Raw genomic sequence first — 24,966 nt, 5'->3', positions numbered from 1 at the left:
TTTTTATCTCCATATAAATGACATTAAGCCAATCAGAATGAGGTAATTTATTTATGACCACGATAGTAAGTGTGCGCCGCGACGGGCAAGTTGTCGTCGGTGGCGACGGGCAGGTTTCTTTAGGTAATACGGTGATGAAAGGCAATGCGAGAAAGGTGCGCCGTTTGTATCACAACAAAGTGCTGGCGGGTTTTGCAGGTGGTACGGCGGATGCGTTCACGCTGTTTGAGCTGTTTGAACGCAAACTGGAAATGCACCAGGGGCATTTATTGAAAAGTGCGGTTGAGCTGGCGAAAGAGTGGCGTACCGACAGGGCTTTGCGCCGTTTGGAAGCGATGCTGATTGTGGCGGATGAAACCGAATCGCTGATCATCACCGGGAACGGCGATGTGGTGCAGCCGGAAGACAATATTCTGGCAATCGGCTCCGGCGGCAACTATGCGATGTCGGCGGCACGGGCGTTATTGGAAAACACTGACTTGTCGGCACGCGAAATCGTGGAAAAATCACTGAAAATTGCCGGTGATATTTGTGTATTCACCAATTTGAATCAAACTATCGAGCAGTTGCCCGAGTAACTGTTGTCTGAATAAGTAATAGGAAGAAAAATTATGTCTGAGATGACACCACGTGAGATTGTATCCGAATTAGATCAACATATTATCGGGCAACACGATGCCAAAAGAGCGGTCGCGATTGCATTGCGTAACCGCTGGCGCAGAATGCAGTTGAATGACGCACTGCGCCATGAAGTTACACCGAAAAATATTCTGATGATTGGACCAACCGGGGTCGGTAAAACCGAGATAGCCCGCCGTTTGGCAAAACTGGCAAATGCGCCGTTTATCAAAGTGGAAGCGACCAAATTCACCGAAGTTGGTTATGTCGGCAAGGAAGTGGATTCGATTATCCGTGATCTGACCGACACAGCGATGAAGCTAGTGCGTCAAACGGAAATTGACAAAAACCGCTATCGTGCGGAAGAGATGGCGGAAGATCGCATTTTGGATATTCTGCTGCCGCCGGCGAAAAACAGCTGGGGCGCCGAAGAGGAAGCCGATAAACAGAGTGGCACTCGCCAAGTGTTCCGTAAAAAATTGCGTGAAGGGCAGTTGGACGAAAAAGAGATTGAAATTGATGTGGCGGCGGCTGCGGTCGGCGTAGAAATTATGGCGCCGCCGGGGATGGAGGAGATGACCAATCAATTGCAGTCGATGTTCCAAAATATGTCAAGCGGACAGACCAAAAAACGCAAAATGAAGATTAAAGATGCGTTGAAAGTGTTGATAGAAGATGAAGCCGCAAAATTGGTCAATCCGGAAGAGTTGAAACAAAAAGCGATTGAAGCCACCGAACAGCACGGCATCGTGTTTATCGATGAGATTGATAAAATCTGTAAACGTGGCGAAACCTCCGGTCCGGATGTGTCGCGCGAAGGAGTGCAGCGCGATCTGCTGCCGTTAGTCGAAGGCAGCACAATCAATACCAAACATGGTATGGTGAAAACCGACCATATTTTGTTTATCGCCTCCGGGGCATTCCAAGTGGCACGCCCGTCGGATCTGATCCCTGAATTGCAAGGACGTTTACCGATTCGGGTCGAGCTGAGTGCCTTGAGCAGCAAGGATTTCGAGCGGATTTTGACGGAGCCCAATGCGTCATTGACCCAGCAATACAAAGCCTTGATGGCGACTGAAGGGGTGAACGTTGAATTTACCGATGATGCGGTGGCAAAAATCGCTGAAGCGGCTTTCCGTGTCAACGAAAAAACCGAAAATATCGGTGCGCGCCGCTTGCATACGGTGTTGGAGCGTCTAATGGACAAGATCTCATTTGATGCCAGTGAAATGTCCGGTCAAAGTGTCAGCATTGATGCCAACTATGTCAGCACCGCACTTAGCGACATTGTGGAAGACGAGGATTTAAGTCGCTTTATTCTTTAATCATCTTGAAATGAACTGACCGAAACGGTTTGTTAGTTATAACAAACCGTTTTTTTATACGTTACTTTGCGCTTCTCTATTTTTGCTTGAATAAAAGCATATTCTTGGGTGATTTATTTGATACTAAAGCGTATTAATAAATGTTGTTTAAGTTATAGCATGAGGTCTCTTTTAAGCCAGCCAACTGATAAGGAAGTGAAAATGAAACCTCATGATCGCAGTAAACAGATTGTTAACCGTATTTTAGAACATGCTGGGATTACAGTGAACGGCTCCCGGCCATATGATATTCAGATCGAGAATTCTAAGACGTATGCTCGAGTAATTCAATTTGGTTCACTTGGACTGGGAGAAAGCTATATGGACGGATGGTGGCATTGTAAGCGACTTGATCAGTTTTTTTATCAATTATTGCGCAACCATGCTGATCGCATATTACCAGCCAATATTCCGGATTTGATTTACGCACTTTTGATGCGCAGCACGAATATGCAATCACGTCGGCGTGCTTGGATTGTAGGGCGTGAACATTATGATTTAGGTAATGAGCTTTTTGAGCAGATGTTAGACAGTAATATGCAATATTCCTGCGGGTATTGGGCGAATGCCGTGGATTTAGAGCAGGCTCAAGTAGCAAAATTACGCATGATTTGCGACAAATTAGGTTTAAAAGCCGGAATGACTTTGTTAGATATCGGTTGTGGTTGGGGCGGTTTGGCAAAATATGCCGCGGAACACTATGGGACTAAAGTGACCGGTATAACGATTTCAAAGCAGCAGCAAATTCTCGCACAACAGCGTTGTCAAGGACTGGATGTGGAGATTTTATTGCAGGATTATCGGGATATACGACAACAGTATGATAGGGTGGTCTCGGTGGGAATGTTTGAACACGTCGGGCCTAAAAATCATGCGGAATATTTTAAGGTGGCTGCCCGTGCATTAAAAGAGGATGGTATTTTTCTGTTACATACGATCGGTTCGAATATCACGTCGAATAAAGTTGACGGTTGGGTTCATAAATATATTTTCCCGAATGGCAATCTGCCTTCGGCACGACAGATAGCACAAGCCGCAGAAGGGCATTTGCTCATGGAGGATTGGCATAATTTCGGTAGCGATTATGACAAAACATTAATGTCATGGTATGCGAATTTCTGCCGGGCATGGCCATCACTGGCGGCTGATCGAAAGTATGATGAGCGCTTCAAGCGAATGTTTACTTACTACCTGAATTGCTGTGCCGGCGCTTTTCGTGCTAGAGATATTCAACTATGGCAAGTGTTATTCAGTCTAAATGGAGTGGAAGGGGGGATCAAACGCTACTGCTGATGTGGTAAAAACTAGCCCCGTCCATTAAAACGGGGCTGAACCGGATTAGTTTTGTGGTACTAGCAGAGACTGCTTGGTTCGAATCAATTGCTGGAGGCCTTTTTCTCGAATACGTTGTGCTTCGATGCTGTCACCCAGTTGTTCATAAGTATAAGCTGCCATCGTAAAGTCACTGGATTTAACCAAGTGCGGTTCGGACAGCACATTATTCAGGTAAGTTTTGGCGGATTCAAATTCACCTAAACGAACATCCAAATAACCCAAGGCACGATTGTAGGCGACCTTGAGTTCACTGTCGTTTTCGTTACGCAGCTGTTTTTCTAGGATTTTAATTAGTTTACTGTCATTTTCCAGCTGTAAGTGCGGTAGTTGTTGTAACAGTGCTAAGCGATCCACTTTTTTATCTACTTTCTTAATGGTTTCCAGTGCGATTTCATAGGCGGAGTCATGATCATTGGCAGCGATCAAACGTTTGACCATACCGATTTTGGCATAAATATCATTGTGGCGTTTGCGTGGCTGCGCTTCCCACCAGGCAAGCAGCCCATCCACCCCGTCTTCATTCAATTTCTCATCTTGCAAGCCGTCCTCGATTTGATGGCGCAGCTGCAACAGTTTTTCAGGACTGTAATTCAGTTTGTTTTCCACCCGACCGAACAATTCGTCTAATGAGGTATAGGCTTTGGATTGCAGGTAAATATCGGCGGCGAGACGTAATACTTCCGGATTATAGGGGGCGATCAGTAATAAACTGTCAATCGAACTGCGCGCCGCAGACAGCTTACCTTGTTGCAACAGAATTCGGGTGCGTGCCAACTCAACCACAAGATTATCGTTGCCGGCAAGTTTGGTGGCTTCAATCAAATATTTATTGGCGCTGAATTCATCACCTTTTTGCTGTGCCGCTTCCGCTGCTTTAATGAAATTGAGCACAGGTTCGCTGGCGTGTTTCGCATTTTTGCCGATCAATTTTTCCGCTTTGGCGTAGTCACCCTCATCCATTTTGATCAAACCCGCGAGGGTTTGTTTTTCCGCTTTCAGGCGTTTACGTCGCGAGAACCAGCCGTAGGTGCTTTTGTTCAAGCGGCAAAAACGGGAGATAACAGTTTCAACGGTATAGACGGCTGCAAGCGCCAATACAAAGAAGATGACTAAGGTCGGAATTGTCATTTCAATATTGTGGCTTGAGGTCGAAATTAGCACATAACCCTGTTTGCCGGATAAATACGGCCCGGCAATCAATCCAGCAAGTAAAATCAGCATTAAAAACAGTATTTTAAACATAACGGCAAGCTCCTATTATTGTGCAGATTCGGCAGCAGGATCTTTGCCGGCGTCAGTGGCTGCATCGGCTGCCGGTGCTGTTTGAGCCTCCGGAGCAGTGGTTGGTGTTGTCGTCGGTTTTGCCGTTTCGGTTACCACAGGTTTTTCAGCGGTGTTGCCGATGCCACCACTTATAGCGTCAGCATTGGTGCGGTTAGATGTTGCAGCAGCATCGTTTGAAATTCGTTCCAAAGTGCGGTGATCACGGTTTAGCAGGGTGCCGATGGCTTGCCATGAGTTGAGTTGCTGCGGTGCATCAATATAGATCGACTGCTCTTTCAGTTGGTCAACTTGTTGTAGGAATTGTTGCACCGAAAAATCATCGGTATCAAAGTAGCTGCGTAGCCAAGTGGCAACCGAATTGAGAGATTGTTTATAGACTTCATTTTGTTGACGAGGCACTGCTGAAAGTGCGGTCAGCAAGCTTAAGCGGATATTCTCTCTTAAGTAAATGTCTTGGTTCGGCGCCAATAATTCCGGGCGATCTTCCTCTTTTTTACTGATACGGATAAAGTGATCCAAGAAAGAAGAGGCGCTTTTTTCTAAGTTACTTTGCCAATCATTAATTGAATCACTGACTTCACTGCTGTTGCCTCGATTTGGATTGAGCGCCAGCACTTTAAGATTATCGACTTGCGAAACCAATAGGCTTAGCTGTGACATGATTAAGTCTTGATCGACTTCATTTAGGTTTTGTAATTGGTTGAGATCATGGCTGATTGCGGTTCTGACCGCAACAGCTTGCGAACCGGAAACTTTTTGTAAGGTTTGGTTGGCTTCTTGTAAGAGTGAAACCACAGTATCAATATCGTTGTCCAGCACCAGTTTGCGCTGGGCATTGGTCAATAAGAAATCGGCTTCCGACATCAGCCAATCATTCGGCTCGGCTTTACTGTCAAATGTTAATTTATTCAGTTGGTTGCGAAGTTCATTGTTTTCTGCTTTTTGTAAATTCAGATCGCTAATTAATTGCTTGATATCGCTTTGTGTCTGTTGCTGCACACTTTCCTGCTGATTTTGTAACGCATTGAGCTGTGCGTTTATGGTTGCATTCAGTTCAGACAACGCAGGTTCAGGTGTGGACGAGGAAGCAGTAGCCACCGGTTGGGATTGCAGTTGCTGCAATTGAGCGGAAAGTGCGGTCACCTGATTGCGTAAGGTATCAAGTTGCTGGTTACCCCAATAATAGCCGGCACCGCCGATGCCTAATGCGATTAAGATCGCCAACAGGGAAAATCCTGTACCGCCGGATTTTTTGGTTGTAGTTGCTGAAGTGGTGTGTTGGCTTTTGGCTTCGCTCTGTTTTGGGTTGCTCATTGGTTTTTCCGCTATCGGTTTTTCAACTGATGTTGTTGTGGTTGAATCTGTTGCGTTTGTTTTTTTATCGGCAGCACTGGCTTTCGGCGGGGAGTCTTGAGCTGTAGATGCTTTCGCTACCGAAGCTTGCTCGCCACTTTTAGAGGCAGATGAGGCGGCGCTTTTAGCACTTTCAGCCACTTGTGTCTTGCTGTCGCTGGCACTATTTTGCTCGGTTTGTGGCTCTGGATTACCGGGAGCTTTGATATTTTTCTCACTCATTTGTTCTACCTCGCTAGTTCAATCTTTGCTCATTCAGTTGTTTTTTAATGGCTGTTTTTTAAAAGTAGTAGCGTTTCTAATATTGATGCGTTATCAGCACGAGCAGTTTGGGTGATTTGTAACCAACCATAGGCTTTGGCTAATTGGGTAATACGTCGGCTGATGCTGATTAAATGACACTGCATTAACCAATTATGGTCATTTTTGGGCACAAATTCCACTAAATAACGTAAAATTTCATTGCTGGTCACCACTATCGTGTTGATTCCCGCCCGTTTCCACACGCTGATTTGTTCAATATTATCATATTCTTTGGCAATTCGCTGATAACATTCGATAATCTCAACGTTGCCACCACGTGTTTCGGCTTGTCGGCGAAACAGTTCGCGTCCGCCGTTGCCGCGTAGCACCAGAATTTTTTTGCCATTCAAATCCTGCATTTGTGGTAAACGGAGTAAGCCTTCGCTGGTCTCATTTGGGTAGGGGTAGAGCACCGGCTGTTCGCTCAACGCAGTGAAATATTCAGCACTGCGTCTGCCGACACTGAAATAATGCAGGTCGGAACGCCAGTGTGACCCGACGTTGTGCAACACTTGATTAGCATAACTGATAGCATTCTTGGAGACGGCAAAAACTAACGAGCCGCTTGGCAAGTTTTGCAGCTTAGTCGGCAATTGGTTGAGTTCGCGTCCTTTCTCGATATTGAATAACGGAGTATATAAAGTGGCAAATCCCTGCTGGTTGAGCAACTTGCACAGGGGTTCGCCATTGGGCTGTGGCCGGGTGATTAAAACAGCCATGTTAAACTCCGTGTTATGCTTGGTGGTAAATGGCTTGTAAGATTCGATCTGCGCCTTGTGCCAGCAACTGTTCGCCGACAGAGATCCCCAGTTGTTCGGCTTGAATGGCGCTAGCGCTGCCTTCCGCACGCAAAATCAATGAGCCGTCAGGCTCGGCAACTAAGGCTTTTAAATGTAGTTGCCCGTTTTGCAACGTGGCGTAACCGGCAATCGGCACTTGACAGCCACCTTGCAGATGGCGGTTCATGGCGCGTTCGGCGGTGACGCAACTGGTGGTTTCTAGGTGTTGCAACGGTTGCAGCAGCTGATTGATTTCATGATCGTCAATACGGGTTTCAATACCGAGCGCGCCTTGTCCGGCGGCAGGCAGCGATTGGCTTTCCGGAATGATCGAGCGAATACGTTCGCTCAGTCCTAAACGTTTTAAACCGGAGGCGGCAAGAATAATGGCATCATAATCACCGTTATCCAATTTATTCAAGCGTGTTCCGACATTGCCGCGTAACGAATGGATTTGCAGATCCGGGCGCAGAGCTTTTAGTTGGGCTTGACGACGTAGACTGGAGGTGCCGACAACCGCACTTTGCGGCAAATCGTCAAGTGCGGTATAGCGGTTGGAAACGAACGCATCGCGCGGATCTTCACGTTCGCAAATCACACTTAAGCCTAAGCCCTGCGGAAATTCCATCGGCACATCTTTCATGGAATGCACCGCTATATCGGCACGGTTTTCTAATAAAGCTGTCTCTAATTCCTTTACAAACAATCCTTTACCGCCGATTTTCGCCAATGGGGTATCCAAAATAATATCGCCTTTGGTCACCATCGGAATCAATTCAATGCGCAGCTCTGGATACAGCTGTTGTAAACGGGATTGAATAAAATGGGCTTGCCATAAAGCCAGCGGACTTTGTCGTGTTGCAATTTTGATAGATTTCTTCATAGTTGATTTTGCAAAGCGGATAAGAATGCCATCATCCTATCATTGTTGCGCTTCGTTGTCAGCGAAGAAGCCGTGATTCTGATCGATTTCAGCATGATAAAGCGTAAATTTATGCTAAAAAACAGAAAATTATGATTTTTTCAACAGATTAATTTTTGATTTTTTAATCGTTTTCCTCTATGTTATCCATCAATATTTATTGATTATCACTTATAGGGGTTTGTTGTGAATATTCGAGACTTGGAATATTTGGTTGCATTATCGGAATATAAGCATTTTCGTAAAGCGGCGGATGCCTGCCATGTCAGCCAACCGACGCTTAGCGGACAAATCCGTAAACTGGAAGACGAGCTAGGTATTTTGCTGTTAGAACGCACCAGCCGTAAAGTATTGTTTACCCAATCCGGTATGCTATTGGTTGAGCAAGCTCGAAAAATTTTACTTGAGGTGCAAATTTTCAAGGAGATGGCAAGTAATCAGGGCAAAGAGATGAGCGGACCGTTGCACATCGGGGTGATTCCGACTTTAGGTCCGTATTTATTACCTTGTATGCTGCCGGTGTTAGAACAGGATTTCCCTGAACTGGAGTTGTATTTGTATGAGGCACAAACCCAAAGCTTATTGGAAAAGCTGGAAATGGGGCAATTGGATTGTGCTATTTTGGTGCAGGTGCCCGAAACTGCCGGGTTTATTGAAGTGCCGATGTTTAAAGAAGAGATGATGTTAGCGGTCTCGCCAAAACATCAATGGGCAAAAGAGCGGTCATTGCCGCTGAGTGTGCTGAAAGATCATGAAATTCTAATGTTAGACGATGGGCACTGCCTGCGCGAGCAGACTATGGATTACTGTTTTACCGCCGGCGCACATGAGAATGGACATTTTAAAGCCACCAGTTTGGAGACTCTGCGCAATATGGTGGCAGCCAATACCGGTGTTACCTTGATGCCTAAATTGGCGATTATCAACGAGGGGAACCGCCAAGGCGTGGAATATATTCCTTTTAATGACCCTGCGCCATATCGTAGTGTTATCTTAGTTTACCGTCCGGGCTCACCGCTGCGGGCGCGTTATGAACGGATTGCGAAAATGATTCAGGCGGTAGTGACGCCGATTCTAACTTAAGCTTAAAACAGTGGAAAAATGCGATGGCAGGAGTGCGAGCCCAACAAAAAGAGAAAACACGTCGTGCTTTGATTGACGCAGCGTTTAACCAGCTGAGTGCCGAAAAAAGCTTTTCAACACTCAGTCTGCGTGAAGTGGCACGCGAAGCTGGCATTGCACCGACTTCGTTTTATCGTCATTTTCGTGATATGGACGAGCTGGGATTGACCATGGTTGATGAAGCCGGTTTGATTTTGCGCCAACTGATGCGCCAAGCACGCAAGCGGATTGAGCGTGGTGGCAGTGTATTGGTGATTTCGGTGGAAACCTTTTTTGAATTTATTAGTGAGCGACCGAATATGTTCCGCTTATTATTGCGCGAAAGTTCAGGTACTTCACAAGAGTTTCGTACCGCTGCGGCGCGTGAAATTCAGCATTTTGTGGCAGAATTGACCGAATATATTGCGGTGCAAGAAAAAGATTCGCGCTACCTTGCTTATGTTCAAGCCGAAGGCATGGTCACCATTGTGTTTACTGCTGGATCGCATGCGTTGGATATGAATCACAAAGAACGTGATGCCTTAAAGCAGCGTCTGATTTTACAGTTGCGCATGATTGCCAAAGGCGCCTTGAAAATTGTGGAGGAAAAAACGCAGCAGACCGCACTTTAAGTGCAATGTTGACAATAGTTGATGTGTGGCATTGTCAGTAATGTGGTGGTGGTGTCTCTTCTGACTGTGATGCAATATTAGACGGCTGCAAATCACTGAGTTTGTGTGCTATCAGTCGTAATTGGTGTTGCAATTTGTCAATAAGAAATTGCTGTTCAATTATGGCTTGGTTCAAATCTTCGATTGTGCCTTCCTGAAAGGTGATTTTCACCTCTAATTCGGCGAGCTGTTGTTGTAATTCGTTGAGTGATGGCATATTGATTTCGTAAAAAAGACCCATATATAAAAAATACACTTTAACCTATTCGGCATCAAATATATAGTATAAGATGATTTACCTAAACCACAGCAAACCAATTAAGGGGTAACAAACAAATGTCAATCAAGAAAAAATTATCGATCGTCGCGCTGTTCGTGGCAAGTACGGTATCCGCTTCGGCTTTGGCGGCAGAGGGTGACAACTTAAAGAATCCTAAATTTGTTGAGGACTCTTCCTATGCACTGGGTGTTTTAATGGGGAAAAATATCCAACAAGTGGTTGAAACACAAAAAGATTTTATCGTGTATGATCAAGCGAAAATTATTGAAGGTCTGAATCAAACATTAGACGGCAAAAGCAAATTGGATGACAAGCAGCTAGAGCAACAATTGCGTCAGTTGGATCAGGAATTGGCAGCGGTAGTGGCAAAACAAGAAGCACAGGATGCAAAAGACAATGCTGACAAAGGCGCTGAATTCCGTAAAGAATATGCCAAAAAAGATGGTGTTCAAAGCACAAAATCCGGTTTGTTATACCGCATTGAAGCTGCCGGAACTGCGGCAGGCGACAGTAAAGTAGAACCAACGGATACGGTGAAAGTGCATTATCAAGGCAAGCTGATCAATGGGGAAGAGTTTGATAGTTCTTATAAGCGTGGTGAGCCGATTGAATTTCAATTAAATCAATTGATTCCGGGCTGGATTGAAGGTATTCCGTTAATTAACAAAGGTGGCAAAATTGAACTGGTTATTCCACCGGAACTGGGTTATGGCGAACATGCTACCGGCAATATCCCGCCTAATTCGACTTTGATTTTTAACATTGAATTACTTGATGTTAAAAAAGCCAACGCAGCAGGCAAAAAATAATAAACTCTCGACAGAACTACGGTAAAGTGCGGTAGTCCTGCTTTTATTTTCAGTTTTTACTTAATTGATTACCGATAAATTTATGGTACAGGATACTCGACCTTTTACTGAACAAGATCACGCTATTTTGCAATCCTACCTTGCGGTGGTTGACGGTGTGGCGGCATTGATTGGCGAACACTGTGAAATCGTGCTGCACTCGTTGGAAGATTTGCAGCGTTCGGCGATTTATATTGCAAATGGTCATAATACTAACCGTAAAGTCGGCTCACCGATTACAGATTTGGCACTGAGTTCGTTGCATCATATGCAGACCGATAATGTGTCTAAGCCCTATTTTACCAAGGCAAAAGGCAACCTATTAATGAAGTCGGTGACCATTGCGATCCGTAATCGGGAAAAACGCATTATCGGCTTGTTGTGTATCAACATGAATCTGGATGCACCGCTGTCGCAAGTGATTCATGCGCTGATTCCAACCGGTACCCAGCCGGAATTATCGGCGGCAGTCAATTTTGCCAATTCCGTGGAAGATTTGGTGTCACAGACTGTGGAGCGCACGATTGAAGAGATCAATGCCGATGGCAGTGTTGCCAATAACAGCAAAAATAAACAAATTGTGACTTCGCTGTTTGAGAAAGGTATTTTCGATATTAAAGATGCGATTCACCAAGTTGCCGAACGATTAGACATCTCACGCCATACAGTCTACCTGTATATCCGGCAAATTAAGCAAGATGACAGCCCGGAAGTGTAAATGCGCTACGTATTACAAGTAACCCAGCCGCTGTATGGAGGACAAGGATCCGCGTTGGCATTGCAGTTGGCGCAGGCTTTGATCACTGCTGGGCATCAACTTGAACAGGTTTTCTTTTATGGTGACGGGGTTTATCATGGCAACGCCTTCACTTATCCGGCAAATGACGAACCAAATCTGCTGCAAGCGTGGCAAACCTTGGCGCAGCAACATCAAGTGCGGTTAAACTTATGCGTGGCGGCCGCACAACGGCGTGGTATTGTGGCGCCGCAAAGTGCGGTTGATGGCATACAAAATAATTTGGCAGAGAGATTTGAAATTGCCGGTTTAGGCGATTTCAGCCGTGCAGTCTTAGTCGCTGACAGGCTGGTGACAGTATGAAATTGGCATTTGTGTTTACTCAATCGCCATTTGCTTCTGCCGCCAGCAGAGAAGGATTAGATGCCCTATTGGCAGCAACTGCCTTTGCGGAAGCAGAGGATATCGGCGTGTTTTTTATTGAAGATGGGGTGTTGAATCTCAGTTCAGCGCTGCAACCGCACTTGTTAATGCAAAAAGACAGCTCAGCAGCATTTAAGCTGTTGGATCTGTATGACATTGAACAACGCTATGCTGCTGAAGAGGCTTGGCACAGTTTTGGCATGAATAACCGGAACGGCTTAATTCAGACTCAGCGACTGCCACTTAATAAACTAATGCAAAAGCTTGCCACTGCTGAAAAAGTGCTGACTTTTTAGAGAAAATAATGCTGTATACTTTCGCCCATGCAAGTTACGATTTGCACTTATTCGAACAATATGCTCAATCAGCAAGCTGTAATGATGCCTTACTTTTTTGGCAAGACGGTGTGTGGGCATTGTTTAAACATGCGTCAGTTTTAGCGGATTGCAAAGCGGATTTGTATGTATTACAGCAGGATTTGGAGGCACGTAATCTTTGCCTCACGCAGTTAGCACCAAATTTGAGCGTCAAAGCGCTGAATTTGTCCGATTGGGTAGTGCTGACTGAGCGTTACACCCCACAATTTACTCGTTGAAGCCACCACGCGAAGATTAAAGTGCGGTCTGAAACAATCTTCTTGTACGCTGAGCAGAAAATAATCAGTGCCATTGTGCGCTAATCCTTGACATTCACCCTTTCAACGTCTAAAATTCGGCGTCCACTCTATTATTGGGTGGATTTATCTTTTACATTCTTTTATGAATAATATTAATAAACTGGAGCTTTTTTAATGGCAACTATCAACCAGCTGGTACGCAAACCGCGCGTCAAGAAGGTTGTAAAAAGCAACGTTCCTGCTTTGGAAGCATGTCCGCAGAAACGTGGCGTGTGTACTCGCGTGTACACTACTACACCTAAAAAACCGAATTCCGCATTACGTAAAGTATGTCGTATTCGTTTAACTAACGGCTATGAAGTCACCTCTTATATCGGCGGCGAAGGTCACAACTTGCAAGAGCACTCCGTGGTATTGATTCGCGGCGGTCGTGTTAAAGACTTGCCGGGTGTGCGTTATCACACCGTACGTGGCGCATTAGACTGTGCAGGCGTTAAAGATCGTAAACAAGCGCGTTCAAAATACGGCGTTAAGCGTCCTAAATCTTAATGGAACTCCGTTAAGTAAGGCCAAACGTTCATATTTTTAAGCATAATATTAACCATAACTCCAGTCATAGAGTTTTGGGTAACCTGAAGAAAAACAACGGAGAAATGCCATGCCACGTCGTCGTGTAATTGGTCAACGCAAGATCCTTCCAGATCCTAAGTTCGGATCAGAATTACTTGCAAAATTTATCAATGTATTAATGGTAGATGGTAAAAAATCTATCGCAGAAAAAATCGTCTACAATGCCCTGGATACTTTAGCTCAACGTACCGGTAAAGATCATTTGGAAGCATTTGAAACCGCACTTGACAATGTTCGTCCAACAGTTGAGGTTAAATCTCGTCGTGTTGGCGGTTCAACTTACCAAGTACCTGTTGAAGTACGTCCGGTTCGTCGTAATGCATTAGGCATGCGTTGGATCGTAGATGCTGCGCGTAAGCGTGGTGACAAATCAATGGCGTTACGTTTAGCGAATGAATTGTCCGATGCTGCTGATAACAAAGGCGCAGCAGTTAAGAAACGTGAAGACGTTCATCGTATGGCGGAAGCCAACAAAGCGTTTGCACACTATCGCTGGTAATACCCCGATATTGTTGATTCGCATGACAGGCTTGATTTTTTCAAGCCTGTTTCAAAAGAACATTTTTTTCAACGCCTAACGAGAGGAAATAATCGTGGCTAGAACAACTCCAATTGAGCGTTATCGTAATATCGGTATCAGTGCTCATATCGACGCAGGTAAAACAACGACGAGTGAACGTATTTTGTTCTATACCGGTGTCAGTCATAAGATTGGTGAGGTGCATGATGGTGCCGCCACCATGGACTGGATGGAACAAGAGCAAGAGCGTGGAATTACTATTACTTCTGCGGCTACAACGGCATTCTGGAGAGGAATGTCCAATCAGTTCGAACAACATCGTATTAATGTTATTGATACCCCGGGACACGTTGACTTCACTATCGAAGTAGAGCGTTCAATGCGTGTACTTGATGGTGCGGTAATGGTGTATTGTGCTGTGGGTGGTGTGCAACCTCAGTCAGAAACTGTATGGCGTCAAGCAAACAAATATAAGGTTCCACGTATTGCTTTTGTTAATAAGATGGACCGTACCGGTGCTAACTTCCTGCGCGTGGTTGAACAAATTAAATCTCGTTTGGGCGGCAATGCTGTACCTTTGCAATTACCAGTCGGTGCTGAAGAGAACTTCAAAGGCGTGATCGACTTGGTGAAAATGAAAGCAATCAACTGGAACGAAGCTGATCAAGGTATGACCTTCACTTACGAAGACATCCCGGCTGAATTACAAGATTTAGCTGAAGAATGGCAACAAAATTTGATCGAATCCGCCGCTGAAGCTTCTGAAGAGTTGATGGAAAAATATTTGGGCGGGGAAGAGCTGACTGAAGAAGAGATCAAATTCGGCTTACGTCAACGTGCCTTGAACAGCGAAATTATTTTGGTTACTTGTGGTTCTGCGTTTAAAAACAAAGGCGTGCAAGCGATGTTGGATGCGGTAATCGAATATTTACCAGCGCCGACGGACGTACCAGCGATTAAAGGCATCAATTTAGACGAAACCGAAGGTGAGCGTCATCCATCTGATGATGAGCCGTTCTCTGCATTGGCGTTTAAAATTGCAACTGACCCGTTTGTAGGGAACTTAACTTTCTTCCGTGTTTATTCCGGTGTGATCAACTCCGGTGATAGCGTGATGAACTCAGTGAAACAAAAACGTGAGCGTTTTGGTCGTATCGTTCAGATGCATGCCAACAAGCGTGAAGAGATCAAAGAAGTTCGTGCGGGCGATATTGCTGCGGCAATCGGTTTGAAAGATGTGGGTACCGGTGATACATTGTGTGACCAAAATGCGCCAATTATCCTTGAGCGTATGGAGTTCCCTGAGCCGGTTATTTCGGTTGCAGTTGAACCAAAAACCAAAGCTGACCAAGAAAAAATGGGTATCGCTCTGGGACGTTTGGCACAAGAAGATCCTTCATTCCGTGTTCATACTGATGAAGAATCGGGCGAAACCATCATTTCCGGTATGGGTGAATTGCACTTGGATATCTTGGTTGACCGTATGCGTCGTGAATTTAAAGTAGAAGCGAATATCGGTAAACCACAAGTTTCTTATCGTGAAACTATTCGTGACACGGTTAAAGACGTTGAAGGTAAGCACGCTAAACAATCCGGTGGTCGTGGTCAATACGGTCATGTGGTGATCGATCTGTATCCGTTAGAGCCGGAAGGTCCGGGATATGAGTTCGTGAACGAAATCAAAGGTGGTGTGATTCCTGGCGAATACATCCCAGCAGTTGATAAAGGTATTCAGGAACAATTGAAATCCGGTCCATTAGCAGGTTATCCTGTTGTTGATCTGGGTGTGCGTTTGCACTTCGGTTCTTACCATGATGTTGACTCCTCTGAGTTAGCGTTTAAATTGGCAGCCTCATTAGCGTTCAAATCTGGCTATATGAAAGCGAAGCCAGTATTGCTTGAGCCGATCATGAAAGTTGAAGTAGAAACACCACCGGATTATGTCGGTGACGTTATCGGTGACTTGAGCCGTCGTCGTGCTTTAGTGAATGGCCAAGAAAGTAATGAATTTGTTGTAAAAATCAATGCCGAAGTTCCACTTTCGGAGATGTTTGGTTATGCAACAGACCTTCGTTCGCAAACCCAAGGTCGCGCTTCTTATTCAATGGAACCATTGAAGTATGCTGAAGCACCGACTAGCGTGGCAAATGCTGTAATCGAAGCACGCAAAGCGAAGTAATTTATTAAACAAATCTACAAGCCGTTTGGCTTGTAGACTTTACATAAGGAAACTTAATCGTGTCTAAAGAAAAATTTGAACGTACAAAACCGCACGTTAACGTGGGAACAATCGGCCACGTTGACCATGGTAAAACAACTTTAACTGCAGCAATCACCACTGTATTGGCAAAAACCTACGGCGGTGCCGCGCGTGCTTTCGATCAAATCGATAATGCGCCGGAAGAAAAAGCGCGTGGTATCACCATCAACACTTCACACGTTGAATACGACACCCCAACTCGTCACTATGCGCACGTTGACTGTCCGGGACACGCCGACTATGTGAAAAACATGATCACCGGTGCGGCACAAATGGACGGCGCAATCTTAGTTGTTGCGGCGACTGACGGTCCGATGCCACAAACGCGTGAACACATCCTGTTAGGTCGCCAAGTAGGCGTGCCTTACATCATCGTATTCTTAAACAAATGCGATATGGTGGATGACGAAGAGTTATTAGAATTAGTTGAAATGGAAGTGCGTGAACTTCTGTCTCAATACGATTTCCCGGGCGATGACACGCCAATCGTACGCGGTTCTGCGCTGAAAGCGTTGGAAGGCGATGCTGAGTGGGAAGCAAAAATCATCGAATTAGCCGGTCACTTGGATACTTATATCCCAGAACCTGAGCGTGCGATTGACCAACCGTTCCTGTTACCAATTGAAGACGTATTCTCAATCTCCGGTCGTGGTACAGTAGTTACCGGCCGTGTTGAACGCGGTATCGTGCGTACCGGTGACGAAGTTGAAATCGTCGGTATCAAAGCGACCACCAAAACCACCGTTACCGGTGTTGAAATGTTCCGTAAACTGTTAGACGAAGGTCGTGCAGGGGAGAACATCGGTGCGCTGTTGCGTGGTACAAAACGTGAAGAGATCGAACGTGGTCAAGTATTGGCGAAACCGGGTTCAATCACACCACACACTGATTTCGAATCAGAAGTGTACGTATTGTCGAAAGATGAAGGCGGCCGTCATACTCCGTTCTTCAAAGGCTACCGTCCACAGTTCTATTTCCGTACAACGGACGTAACCGGCACCATCGAGTTACCGGAAGGCGTGGAAATGGTTATGCCGGGTGACAACATCCAAATGGTTGTTAGCCTGATTCACCCAATCGCGATGGACCAAGGCTTACGCTTTGCGATTCGTGAAGGTGGCCGTACAGTAGGTGCGGGTGTTGTAGCGAAAATTATCAAATAATTTGATTAAATAAGCTAAGAAGGCGTATCGTTTGATACGCCTTCTTTATTTAGTTTGCAGAGTTTTTGCTTGTACATCTAATCATTCAGATATCACCTCTATAGCGTAATGTTCTGGGCAAATAAAGCTTTCGCTAAACTCAATAGGTGAGCGTTCTAAATTATAAATTAAGCGTTCAATTTTGATTAATGTGATCTCTTCGCCTTTAGATATTTCTTGAGTTTCTGCTATATCAGCAGGTAGTTTCACAGCTTTGATTTGCATTTTCATAGGTAAATTAGCCATATTGCTTTCTAAATGAAGCTCATCAGATAAGCTGGCTCCCTGCTGGATATGCTCAATCATTTCCGGCGATAAACGATGGGCTAAAATATAGCGGTTTTGAATTTTCCAAATTTTATCATTCAAAAGAGAAGTTTGTATTATTTTGATAACCGGCTCTAAACCATTTTTACTCCCTAATTTTATTGAAATTACGGGATTTTGGCTCGCTGGAAGAACTGTAGTTTCTGTTTTCTCAATGGATGTACTATGCGAATGTAGGGGGGAAATCTCACTGAGCAATACTTTTTTATGGCGTATATTACGGCGTACAAAAGTACCAATACCCTGTCTGCGAATAACGTATCCATCACTGACTAAATCATTTAAAGCTTTTACGACAGTTGTATTACTTGCATTATATTTTTGCTTTAAATTATTTTCTGAATAAATTTTATCACCAGGTAAAAAAATACTATTTTCAATGTCAGCAATAATATCCCTCTTAATTTTTTCATATTTTGGTAACAAAATAAACTCCTAAGGAAATATAACAATAAGATATTTAAGACTCTATCATAGACGTAAGAAAAAATAAATAGCAAACTAAATACCTTCTTCACAATTATTAATTATTTTCTGTCGAGTCATCACGGAAGCTAATAAAATAGTTTCTTTTCCAATACCTATAGCCTGTTGTGCTAATTCAGAAACTGAACTCTCAAAGTCTCTAGCCATAGCTATTTCAATTAACATCGGTAGATTTGTACCACATAATACTTCTATATTTTCTACTTTTTGTGTAACCGATATTGCTGTTTTAAATGGTGTACCACCAAGAATATCTGTAAAAATAACTACGCCATCAGTCTCTTCCAATAATACGTCTATTGCATGTTCTAATGATTTTTCAAATTCGTGAAGGGAGGCATTCTGTTTAAAAGGTATAGCTTGAAAATGTGTTTGGTTACCAGCTATCATTTGTAATGAATCTGCCAAACCTGTTGCAAATTCGCCGTGTCCTGTCAATATAATACCAATCATCTTTATTTCCTTAAATTTTTATATTACTAAATCGCTTTTTATGAATAGCTTTATTTCATTCCATTTTGCCTGTAATAATCATTTATCTACAATATGAGAATTTATGTAGTAACTAGATTAGGAATAGATAAATAACCACAAAGATCTTCTGAATGAGTCTATCGTTACATAGGCAGTTTTAGAATTAATATGAACCGCCGTAAGGTGATGCCAGAGGAAGGTGGGGGCCCCCACCTCTGCTGGATAAAAGCAGTTCTCTAGGTTACTGTAAAATACCTAATGAAGAAGCGGCTATACCTATACCAAACAATAGGAACAAAAGTTGGTAAGTATTCCAATTACGTTTTTTCAATAGATAATAAACAAGAATAGTAACTAATACTGGTAGTAAATTTGGCATAATTTTATCTAAAATCGTTTGGAATGCTACAACTTGTTTTTCCCCTGTATCTAATATAGTGGTGTATTCTAGCGCAATTTTGGCTTTAACAAAGAGTGTTGCTAATCCCGCGATAACTGTAACGCCCACGATACTAGCTGCTTCTGATACTCTACCAATTTGATCACTAAGCGATTGAATTGCACTCGTTCCTAAACGATAGCCGAGTGTCCCCATACTTAATCGTAATACTAATAATGATAATATCATCGCAAACCAATAGCCCATAGGTGCAAAACCTAATCCATCAAGGGCAAGACCTGCAAAAATTGTAGAAAAAAGTGGCGCTAGACCAAATTGTGCAATGGAGTCGCCTACGCCTGCCAATGGTCCCATCATAGCCATTTTAATACTGCGTGCTGTAGTGACATCCTGACCATTGTCATACATCGCCAATTGCATATTTGTTACAAAAGGTACCATATGAGGATTTGTGTTATAAAACTCCAGATTAGCAGTGGCAACTTCCTTTAATTTTGCTTGATCATTGTGATAGATTTTACGTAATGCAGGAAAAATAACATTCAAATAGCTCACACCTTGATAAGCTGTATAGTTAAATGCACTTTGTAACAAATAAGAGCGGATAGATGTAATAAAATAATCTCTTTTTGTTAGTATCGGTTGCTTAGATTCCATCGTTAAAGTCCTCTTTACTATTCATGGTTACTTGGGATTGTTGGTCATTATTATTACTTTTATTAAAGTAATAGATGCAGGCAAAAATACCACCTACTAGTGCGACTGCCATTGTCGGAAGTTTTAAATAAGCAATACAGACATAGCCTAGTAATAGATATGGAATAAGTTGCTTTTTTATCATTACAGAAAGGATCATTGCAAAACCAATCGCCGGGATTAAGCCACCAGCAACGGCAAACCCATTAATTAGCCATTGTGGTAGAGCTTCTACAAAAGCTTGTAGTGCTGGGCGACTTAATGCAGCAGCTAAGCCGATAAAGAAACCGGTGATAGCAAAACCAATATAAGTCGCATTAGCTAACAAGTGAAATTTAGAATATCTCCCTTCCTGAATAGCTTTTGATGTCCAACGAGGTAATCCTGCGAAAGCGGTATAAAGAGCGGTCGAAACAAATTGGAATAACACCGCAAATGGGAAAGAAAGTGCCAATGCGGACTCTGGTGTTACACCTTGATCTTTTAGTGTAATGACCATAATTGTACCAACAATACCCGGGCCAACAGGATTAGGTGGAACAGTGCCGCCAGCACCTACACCAAACCCCATATATGCAAGTTCTGCAAGTGCACCAAAAATAATTGCAGTTGGTAAATCACCCAAAATTAGCCCAACAAAAAAAGACATCACAATTGCTCGGTTGGTATAAATGCCAAGTAACATTCCTGAATAGCAAAATGCAGTAACAAGCCCTATGAGAAGGCCTTGAATTAGCGTAATTTCCATTTTAATTACTCCTTATTGAATTGCTTTTAATAAGTTATCGATGTCTTGCACCCCATCATTAGAAACTGGGGACGTTTTTGTATTAAATTTTATATGATATTTTTGTTGTAGTTCTTGTAAATCCATTTTTTCATTTGTACTTAGATAGATAAATTGTGAGATTTTTTGTTTGTTTTCAGCATGATGAATATTTCCAATGTTCAATTCTGTCATTGGGAAGCCAAGTTCACATAATTTTTTAGCATCAGCAACAGATGCAACGATGACGAAAATAGTTTGATGTGGTGCTGCTTTATGAATAACTTCAGCAGTTTTTTCTATAGTCCAAAAACGGACGCCAACATCTTCTGGTATAACTGTTTTCATCAAAGTTTGTTGAAATTCGTCAGTGGAAACTTGATCGTTTGCACAAATAACTAAATTTACGCCTAAATTTTTAATCCAAAGTTGTCCTTGCCCATGAATTAAACGCTCATCAATGCGGACCATTTTGATGTTTGGTGTTGTCATATTTTCTCCTTACCAATACATTTTCCAGTGCTTTTTAAAACGAATTAATGCTTCTAAGTAGAAATAATCGCCCCATAAATTACCTTCATTTACACCTTTTCCAGAGTGCCAAGAATAAACCCCCTCATTAATTAGCGCTGTAATACCAGCTGTTTTTAACTGTGTATAATTATCAATTAAACTACCAAGTATTGCATGTTGCGCATATTTATAAGTTAATTTTAAAGAATCTGCTTCAGGTAAAAATTGTGACATAAGATTCATTCCACATACTGCAATAGCTGCGCTTGATGAATCTTTAGATTGACCAGAGCCATCTTGAAAAATTAGATCCCAATAACAAATAAAGTCTTTCGGTAAACGATTTAGAAAATAATTATTGACGGCTTTAAAGAGAGGTAGGTTTTTTAGTTGTTCATGATAACTGTGATTTAATGCAATACCATAGATTAGCCAAGATTGTCCTCTTGCCCAACTTGAGTCATCAGAATAACCTTGGCGCGTTTTTCCATAAAGTGGCATGCCAGTTGTGTTATCAAAATAGAATGTATGAAATGCAGAAGCATCATCACGAATCGCATTATCTATTGTTGTGTTATAATGTTTCTCAGCTACTTCTCTATATTTTGGGTTATTTGTAATATCTGTTGCCCAATATAATAAAGGAATATTTAGTAGGCAATCAACAATAAGGCGGTAGTTATCTTGTGCACCTAAATTCCCCCAAGCTTGAATAAAATAACCTTTTTTTTGATAACGACCAATTAATTTCTCTGCTGCTAATAATGCGGCTTTTTTAGCAATTTCTGAACCTGTCAATTTGTACGCGCTTACACAAGAAATACTATATAGAAAGCCTAAATCATGATGGTCCACCTCTATATTGTGTTCTATTCTATGTAAAAATGAAATGACGTGTTTTTCAGCTAATATACGATATTTTTCTAAGCCGGTTTCTTCGTAACAAAGCCATAAAATACCTGTCCAAAAACCATTAGTCCATTCGGTATTAGGCATTGGTTGGTAAGTATTGTTTAACGTTGCTGGAGTAGGAAATAATTCTCCAAGTTTAGCAATGTTGCTGTCTATTTTATCTAAACAGCGTTGAATAGCGTGTTCAATTTTTTGTTGTGATAGAAGACCATTATTAAAGTAGCGTTCACTTTGTAATAATGGCTCTATAGCAAGATTTCTCATAATATCCTCTTTAAAGATGTTAGCTTATAGCGTTAACCGGTTATGGTGGTAATCTATAAGTTATATATTTCTCTATCAATCATTTTTATCTTAAAATTAGAACTACATCACACTTTTTAAGAAAAACGCTTATCTTATTACTAGATATGTAGCAATAAGTTATGGCCTTTATTGAGGCTTCGAGGATGTTAAAGAACATAATCCGGCTAAATTCACCTATATAATAGCTATTCAGCTGACATACGTTCATTCACCCAGCTGGATGGTATAAGCAAACAGTCTTTATTAAGTGGGTGTTTTTTGCTCAAGATGTGTCCTTGTCCTGTTTTTGCTTATAATCCATCTACACAATTCATAAAGAAAGTGCTACAATCGCTCGTTCAAAAATATACCGTTATTCATTGGATCGGATAGATAAAAAGCATGAGTTCAGAAAATATTAAAAAACAAGCACTTATTGAAAGTCATGAGGGTAAAGGCAAAGCAGTAAATAATTTGCTTTGGCTTTTAGCTGTGTTATTGATCGTTGTTGCTGCGGTGGGGAATACCTATTTTGCCGATCAATTTGCGTTGGCAATTCGTATCGTTGCCATGGTAATCTTAATGGTCGCAGCTTTAGGACTGGTCGCAGTCACTAATCAAGGTAAAAAAGCGATTGGTTTTTTCAAAGAGTCACGTGGTGAATTAAGAAAAATCGTTTGGCCGAAACGCTCCGAGGCTATGCAAACAACATTGATTGTTTTTGGTGTAACCGTGGTTGCTTCTTTAGTGCTTTGGGGATTTGATTCCTTGATTATTGCGGTTATCTCCTTTATTACTAACCTGAGATTTTAATTTATGAGCGAGAATACAGCACCAATAAAACGCTGGTATGTTTTACAGGCTTTCTCCGGTTTTGAAGGCCGTGTAGCGAAAACATTAATCGAATATATCAAACAACATAATATGGAAGATCAGTTTGGTGAAGTGCTAGTGCCAACTGAAGAAGTGGTTGAAAATATTGCGGGTAAACGTCGTAAAAGCGAGCGTAAATTCTTCCCCGGTTATGTACTGGTACAAATGGAAATGAACGATGACACTTGGCATTTGGTGCGTAGTGTGCCTCGTGTGATGGGGTTCATTGGTGGTACGCCAGACAAACCTGCGCCGATTTCTAAACGCGAAGCCGATACGATTTTAAACCGTCTACAACAAGATGGTGATAAGCCAAGACCGAAAACGCTGTTCCAACCGGGCGAAGAAGTGCGGGTTACCGAAGGTCCATTTATGGATTTCAACGGCACGGTTGAAGAGGTCGATTACGATAAAAGCCGTATTAAAGTATCAGTATCGATTTTTGGGCGTGCAACACCGGTGGAGCTGGAGTTCCGCCAAGTGGAAAAAGCGGTTTAAGTCGGCACGTTCAAGGCATAATTTCTCAAGTATTTTACGCTAAAATGCTTGAAAAACAGGCAGTGTTTAATTAGAATACTGCCTTTTATAAACAGGGGAGCCGCAAGGCGATAATACCCGCAAGAGGAAAATAAAAATGGCAAAGAAAGTACAAGCCTACGTTAAGCTGCAAGTTGCAGCCGGTATGGCAAATCCGAGTCCACCGGTTGGTCCTGCATTGGGTCAACAAGGTGTCAACATCATGGAATTCTGTAAAGCATTCAACGCTCGTACTGAGGGCTTGGAAAAAGGTTTACCGACTCCAGTTGTTATCACAGTCTATGCAGACCGCTCTTTTACCTTTATCACTAAAACTCCGCCGGCAGCAGTATTGCTGAAAAAAGCGGCAGGTGTTAAATCTGGTTCTGGTAAACCGAATAAAGAGAAAGTCGGTAAAGTCACTCGTGCACAAGTGCGTGAGATCGCTGAAGTTAAAGCAGCCGATATGACCGGTGCAAGCGTCGAAACTAAAATGAAATCTATTGAAGGTACCGCTCGTTCAATGGGCTTGGTAGTGGAGGACTAATCAAATGGCTAAACTTACCAAACGCATGAAAGCGATCCAAGAGAAAGTAGATTCAACAAAAGCCTACGAAATCAACGAAGCTGTTGCTTTGTTAAAAGAATTAGCAACTGCAAAATTCGTTGAAAGCGTTGATGTTGCTGTTAATTTGGGTATCGAAGCGCGTAAATCTGACCAAAACGTGCGTGGCGCAACGGTGTTGCCACACGGAACTGGTCGTGAAGTACGTGTTGCCGTATTTACTCAAGGCACAAACGCTGAAGCAGCAAAAGAAGCCGGTGCAGATTTAGTCGGTATGGAAGATTTGGCTGAATTAGTCAAAAAAGGCGAAATGAACTTCGATGTGGTTATTGCTTCTCCGGATGCAATGCGTGTTGTAGGTCAATTGGGTCAAATCTTAGGCCCTCGTGGCTTAATGCCAAACCCGAAAGTCGGTACAGTAACCCCTAACGTAGCGGAAGCGGTTAAAAACGCGAAATCCGGTCAGGTTCGTTACCGTAACGACAAAAATGGTATTATCCATACCACTATCGGTAAAGTAAATTTCTCAGAAGACCAATTGAAAGAGAATTTGCAAGCCTTGTTGGCAGCTTTAGTGAAAGCAAAGCCAGCAAGCTCTAAAGGGATCTTTATCAAGAAAGTCAGCCTTTCGACCACTCAAGGTGCAGGCGTAGCGATTGATCAAACCAGCTTGAGCTAATAAAACTTTACAGCGGGGAGAATTGTGTTTATAATCCTCCCCTTATTTTCCGATGGCAGTTTAGTCGGAAACTTCTGGTTGGTGCTTGACCTTATTCAAGCCCCATCCAAGACCGCAGGGGAAGTTGTGTGAGCAAACTCAGATAATTTCTTAATTATCCTGCGTAGATGGTGAACAGAATGAGAATAATTTTCTGCTTCTGCGCACCGAAAGACGTCTTGATATGCTT

The 24,966-nt window shown here is 42.9% G+C and carries 29 protein-coding genes; 18 read left to right on the top strand and 11 right to left on the bottom strand.

Annotated elements, in window-relative coordinates; all coding sequences use genetic code 11:
• Positions 1–53 precede the first annotated feature (53 nt).
• The 3 genes from hslV to cfa all read left to right on the top strand — a co-directional run bounded on the left by hslV (position 54) and on the right by cfa (position 3,275).
• Positions 54–578 carry an ATP-dependent protease subunit HslV gene (hslV, locus tag EDC16_RS04245; RefSeq protein ID WP_132965747.1) on the top strand — a complete coding sequence of 175 codons (525 nt, stop codon included), beginning with the start codon at positions 54–56 and terminating at the stop codon, positions 576–578.
• A 33-nt stretch (positions 579–611) separates the two neighbouring features.
• A complete protein-coding gene (hslU, locus tag EDC16_RS04240; protein WP_132965745.1) occupies positions 612–1,943 on the top strand; it encodes an HslU--HslV peptidase ATPase subunit in 1,332 nt (443 codons plus the stop codon).
• 159 nt (positions 1,944–2,102) lie between these two features.
• Positions 2,103–3,275, top strand: a complete 1,173-nt coding sequence (cfa, locus tag EDC16_RS04235) for a cyclopropane fatty acyl phospholipid synthase (protein WP_132965744.1) — start codon at positions 2,103–2,105, stop codon at positions 3,273–3,275.
• A gap of 45 nt (positions 3,276–3,320) precedes the next feature.
• Here the strand turns inward: cfa and EDC16_RS04230 are convergent, their stop codons facing one another.
• Genes EDC16_RS04230 through hemC form a run of 4 tightly spaced genes read right to left on the bottom strand, consistent with a single transcriptional unit; the run spans position 3,321 to position 7,919 of the window.
• Complete coding sequence (locus EDC16_RS04230; RefSeq protein ID WP_132965742.1) at positions 3,321–4,559, bottom strand: heme biosynthesis HemY N-terminal domain-containing protein; 1,239 nt, start codon at positions 4,557–4,559, stop codon at positions 3,321–3,323.
• A 15-nt stretch (positions 4,560–4,574) separates the two neighbouring features.
• On the bottom strand, positions 4,575–6,176 hold the full coding sequence (locus tag EDC16_RS04225) for a uroporphyrinogen-III C-methyltransferase (protein ID WP_132965740.1): 1,602 nt from the start codon (positions 6,174–6,176) through the stop codon (positions 4,575–4,577).
• A 44-nt stretch (positions 6,177–6,220) separates the two neighbouring features.
• Positions 6,221–6,976, bottom strand: coding sequence for a uroporphyrinogen-III synthase (locus EDC16_RS04220; RefSeq protein WP_132965738.1), 756 nt, complete (start codon positions 6,974–6,976; stop codon positions 6,221–6,223).
• 13 nt (positions 6,977–6,989) lie between these two features.
• The gene (gene hemC, locus EDC16_RS04215) at positions 6,990–7,919 is read right to left on the bottom strand and encodes a hydroxymethylbilane synthase (RefSeq protein ID WP_132965736.1); all 930 of its coding nucleotides are present in this window, start codon (positions 7,917–7,919) and stop codon (positions 6,990–6,992) included.
• Positions 7,920–8,144: 225 nt separating this feature from the next.
• On the opposite strand from hemC, the gene oxyR reads away from it, so the two are divergent.
• Together oxyR and fabR are read left to right on the top strand one after the other, a co-directional pair.
• Positions 8,145–9,041 (top strand): DNA-binding transcriptional regulator OxyR, encoded by an 897-nt coding sequence (gene oxyR, locus EDC16_RS04210; RefSeq protein ID WP_132965734.1) that lies wholly within the window; start codon positions 8,145–8,147, stop codon positions 9,039–9,041.
• Positions 9,042–9,064: 23 nt separating this feature from the next.
• Positions 9,065–9,691, top strand: a complete 627-nt coding sequence (gene fabR / locus EDC16_RS04205) for an HTH-type transcriptional repressor FabR (RefSeq protein WP_132965732.1) — start codon at positions 9,065–9,067, stop codon at positions 9,689–9,691.
• Between the two features lie 34 nt (positions 9,692–9,725).
• On the opposite strand, the gene EDC16_RS04200 is transcribed toward fabR, so the two are convergent.
• Positions 9,726–9,947, bottom strand: coding sequence for a SlyX family protein (locus EDC16_RS04200; RefSeq protein ID WP_132965730.1), 222 nt, complete (start codon positions 9,945–9,947; stop codon positions 9,726–9,728).
• A gap of 119 nt (positions 9,948–10,066) precedes the next feature.
• On the opposite strand from EDC16_RS04200, the gene fkpA reads away from it, so the two are divergent.
• From fkpA to tuf, 9 genes are all read left to right on the top strand, one after another.
• Entirely contained in the window at positions 10,067–10,819 is a 753-nt protein-coding gene (fkpA, locus tag EDC16_RS04195; protein WP_132965727.1) for an FKBP-type peptidyl-prolyl cis-trans isomerase, read from the top strand.
• A gap of 82 nt (positions 10,820–10,901) precedes the next feature.
• On the top strand, positions 10,902–11,576 hold the full coding sequence (locus EDC16_RS04190; RefSeq protein WP_132965725.1) for a helix-turn-helix transcriptional regulator: 675 nt from the start codon (positions 10,902–10,904) through the stop codon (positions 11,574–11,576).
• Entirely contained in the window at positions 11,577–11,957 is a 381-nt protein-coding gene (gene tusD / locus EDC16_RS04185; RefSeq protein WP_132965723.1) for a sulfurtransferase complex subunit TusD, read from the top strand. It begins immediately after the preceding gene.
• Entirely contained in the window at positions 11,954–12,313 is a 360-nt protein-coding gene (gene tusC / locus EDC16_RS04180) for a sulfurtransferase complex subunit TusC (protein WP_132965721.1), read from the top strand. The genes tusD and tusC overlap by 4 nt, the downstream gene beginning before the upstream one ends.
• An 8-nt stretch (positions 12,314–12,321) precedes the next feature.
• Entirely contained in the window at positions 12,322–12,612 is a 291-nt protein-coding gene (locus EDC16_RS04175) for a DsrH/TusB family sulfur relay protein (RefSeq protein WP_132965719.1), read from the top strand.
• Between the two features lie 195 nt (positions 12,613–12,807).
• Entirely contained in the window at positions 12,808–13,182 is a 375-nt protein-coding gene (rpsL, locus tag EDC16_RS04170; protein ID WP_132965717.1) for a 30S ribosomal protein S12, read from the top strand.
• Between the two features lie 109 nt (positions 13,183–13,291).
• On the top strand, positions 13,292–13,762 hold the full coding sequence (gene rpsG / locus EDC16_RS04165; protein ID WP_132965715.1) for a 30S ribosomal protein S7: 471 nt from the start codon (positions 13,292–13,294) through the stop codon (positions 13,760–13,762).
• Positions 13,763–13,856: 94 nt separating this feature from the next.
• Entirely contained in the window at positions 13,857–15,962 is a 2,106-nt protein-coding gene (gene fusA, locus EDC16_RS04160) for an elongation factor G (protein WP_132965713.1), read from the top strand.
• Between the two features lie 59 nt (positions 15,963–16,021).
• A complete protein-coding gene (gene tuf / locus EDC16_RS04155; protein WP_132965711.1) occupies positions 16,022–17,206 on the top strand; it encodes an elongation factor Tu in 1,185 nt (394 codons plus the stop codon).
• Positions 17,207–17,287: 81 nt separating this feature from the next.
• Here tuf and EDC16_RS04150 read toward each other — a convergent pair whose 3' ends face one another.
• The 6 genes from EDC16_RS04150 to EDC16_RS04125 form a co-directional block, all read right to left on the bottom strand.
• On the bottom strand, positions 17,288–17,998 hold the full coding sequence (locus tag EDC16_RS04150) for a GntR family transcriptional regulator (RefSeq protein WP_132965709.1): 711 nt from the start codon (positions 17,996–17,998) through the stop codon (positions 17,288–17,290).
• A gap of 75 nt (positions 17,999–18,073) precedes the next feature.
• Positions 18,074–18,511, bottom strand: coding sequence for a PTS galactosamine/N-acetylgalactosamine transporter subunit IIA (gene agaF, locus EDC16_RS04145; protein ID WP_132965707.1), 438 nt, complete (start codon positions 18,509–18,511; stop codon positions 18,074–18,076).
• A gap of 262 nt (positions 18,512–18,773) precedes the next feature.
• Positions 18,774–19,589, bottom strand: a complete 816-nt coding sequence (locus EDC16_RS04140; protein WP_132965705.1) for a PTS system mannose/fructose/sorbose family transporter subunit IID — start codon at positions 19,587–19,589, stop codon at positions 18,774–18,776.
• On the bottom strand, positions 19,579–20,376 hold the full coding sequence (locus EDC16_RS04135) for a PTS mannose/fructose/sorbose/N-acetylgalactosamine transporter subunit IIC (RefSeq protein WP_132965703.1): 798 nt from the start codon (positions 20,374–20,376) through the stop codon (positions 19,579–19,581). The genes EDC16_RS04140 and EDC16_RS04135 overlap by 11 nt, the downstream gene beginning before the upstream one ends.
• 12 nt (positions 20,377–20,388) lie before the next feature.
• The gene (locus tag EDC16_RS04130) at positions 20,389–20,886 is read right to left on the bottom strand and encodes a PTS sugar transporter subunit IIB (RefSeq protein WP_132965701.1); all 498 of its coding nucleotides are present in this window, start codon (positions 20,884–20,886) and stop codon (positions 20,389–20,391) included.
• Positions 20,887–20,895: 9 nt separating this feature from the next.
• Positions 20,896–22,083 (bottom strand): glycoside hydrolase family 88 protein, encoded by a 1,188-nt coding sequence (locus EDC16_RS04125; RefSeq protein ID WP_132965698.1) that lies wholly within the window; start codon positions 22,081–22,083, stop codon positions 20,896–20,898.
• 423 nt (positions 22,084–22,506) lie between these two features.
• Between EDC16_RS04125 and secE the strand changes: the two genes are divergently transcribed.
• The 4 genes from secE (at position 22,507) to rplA (ending at position 24,737) form a co-directional block, all read left to right on the top strand.
• Positions 22,507–22,917 (top strand): preprotein translocase subunit SecE, encoded by a 411-nt coding sequence (gene secE, locus EDC16_RS04120; RefSeq protein WP_132965696.1) that lies wholly within the window; start codon positions 22,507–22,509, stop codon positions 22,915–22,917.
• A gap of 3 nt (positions 22,918–22,920) precedes the next feature.
• Positions 22,921–23,475, top strand: a complete 555-nt coding sequence (gene nusG / locus EDC16_RS04115) for a transcription termination/antitermination protein NusG (protein ID WP_132965694.1) — start codon at positions 22,921–22,923, stop codon at positions 23,473–23,475.
• 136 nt (positions 23,476–23,611) lie between these two features.
• Positions 23,612–24,040, top strand: coding sequence for a 50S ribosomal protein L11 (rplK, locus tag EDC16_RS04110; protein ID WP_132965692.1), 429 nt, complete (start codon positions 23,612–23,614; stop codon positions 24,038–24,040).
• Between the two features lie 4 nt (positions 24,041–24,044).
• Positions 24,045–24,737: a 50S ribosomal protein L1 gene (gene rplA / locus EDC16_RS04105; protein ID WP_132965690.1), complete on the top strand. Its 693-nt coding sequence runs from the start codon at positions 24,045–24,047 to the stop codon at positions 24,735–24,737.
• Positions 24,738–24,966: the final 229 nt, after the last annotated feature.

Origin of the sequence: Testudinibacter aquarius (genome assembly GCF_004342725.1) — a bacterium.
Taxonomy (GTDB): Bacteria; Pseudomonadota; Gammaproteobacteria; order Enterobacterales; family Pasteurellaceae; genus Chelonobacter; species Chelonobacter aquarius.
The sequence above is the reverse complement of the archived record's forward strand: the minus strand, read 5'-3'. Positions and strand labels throughout refer to the sequence as shown.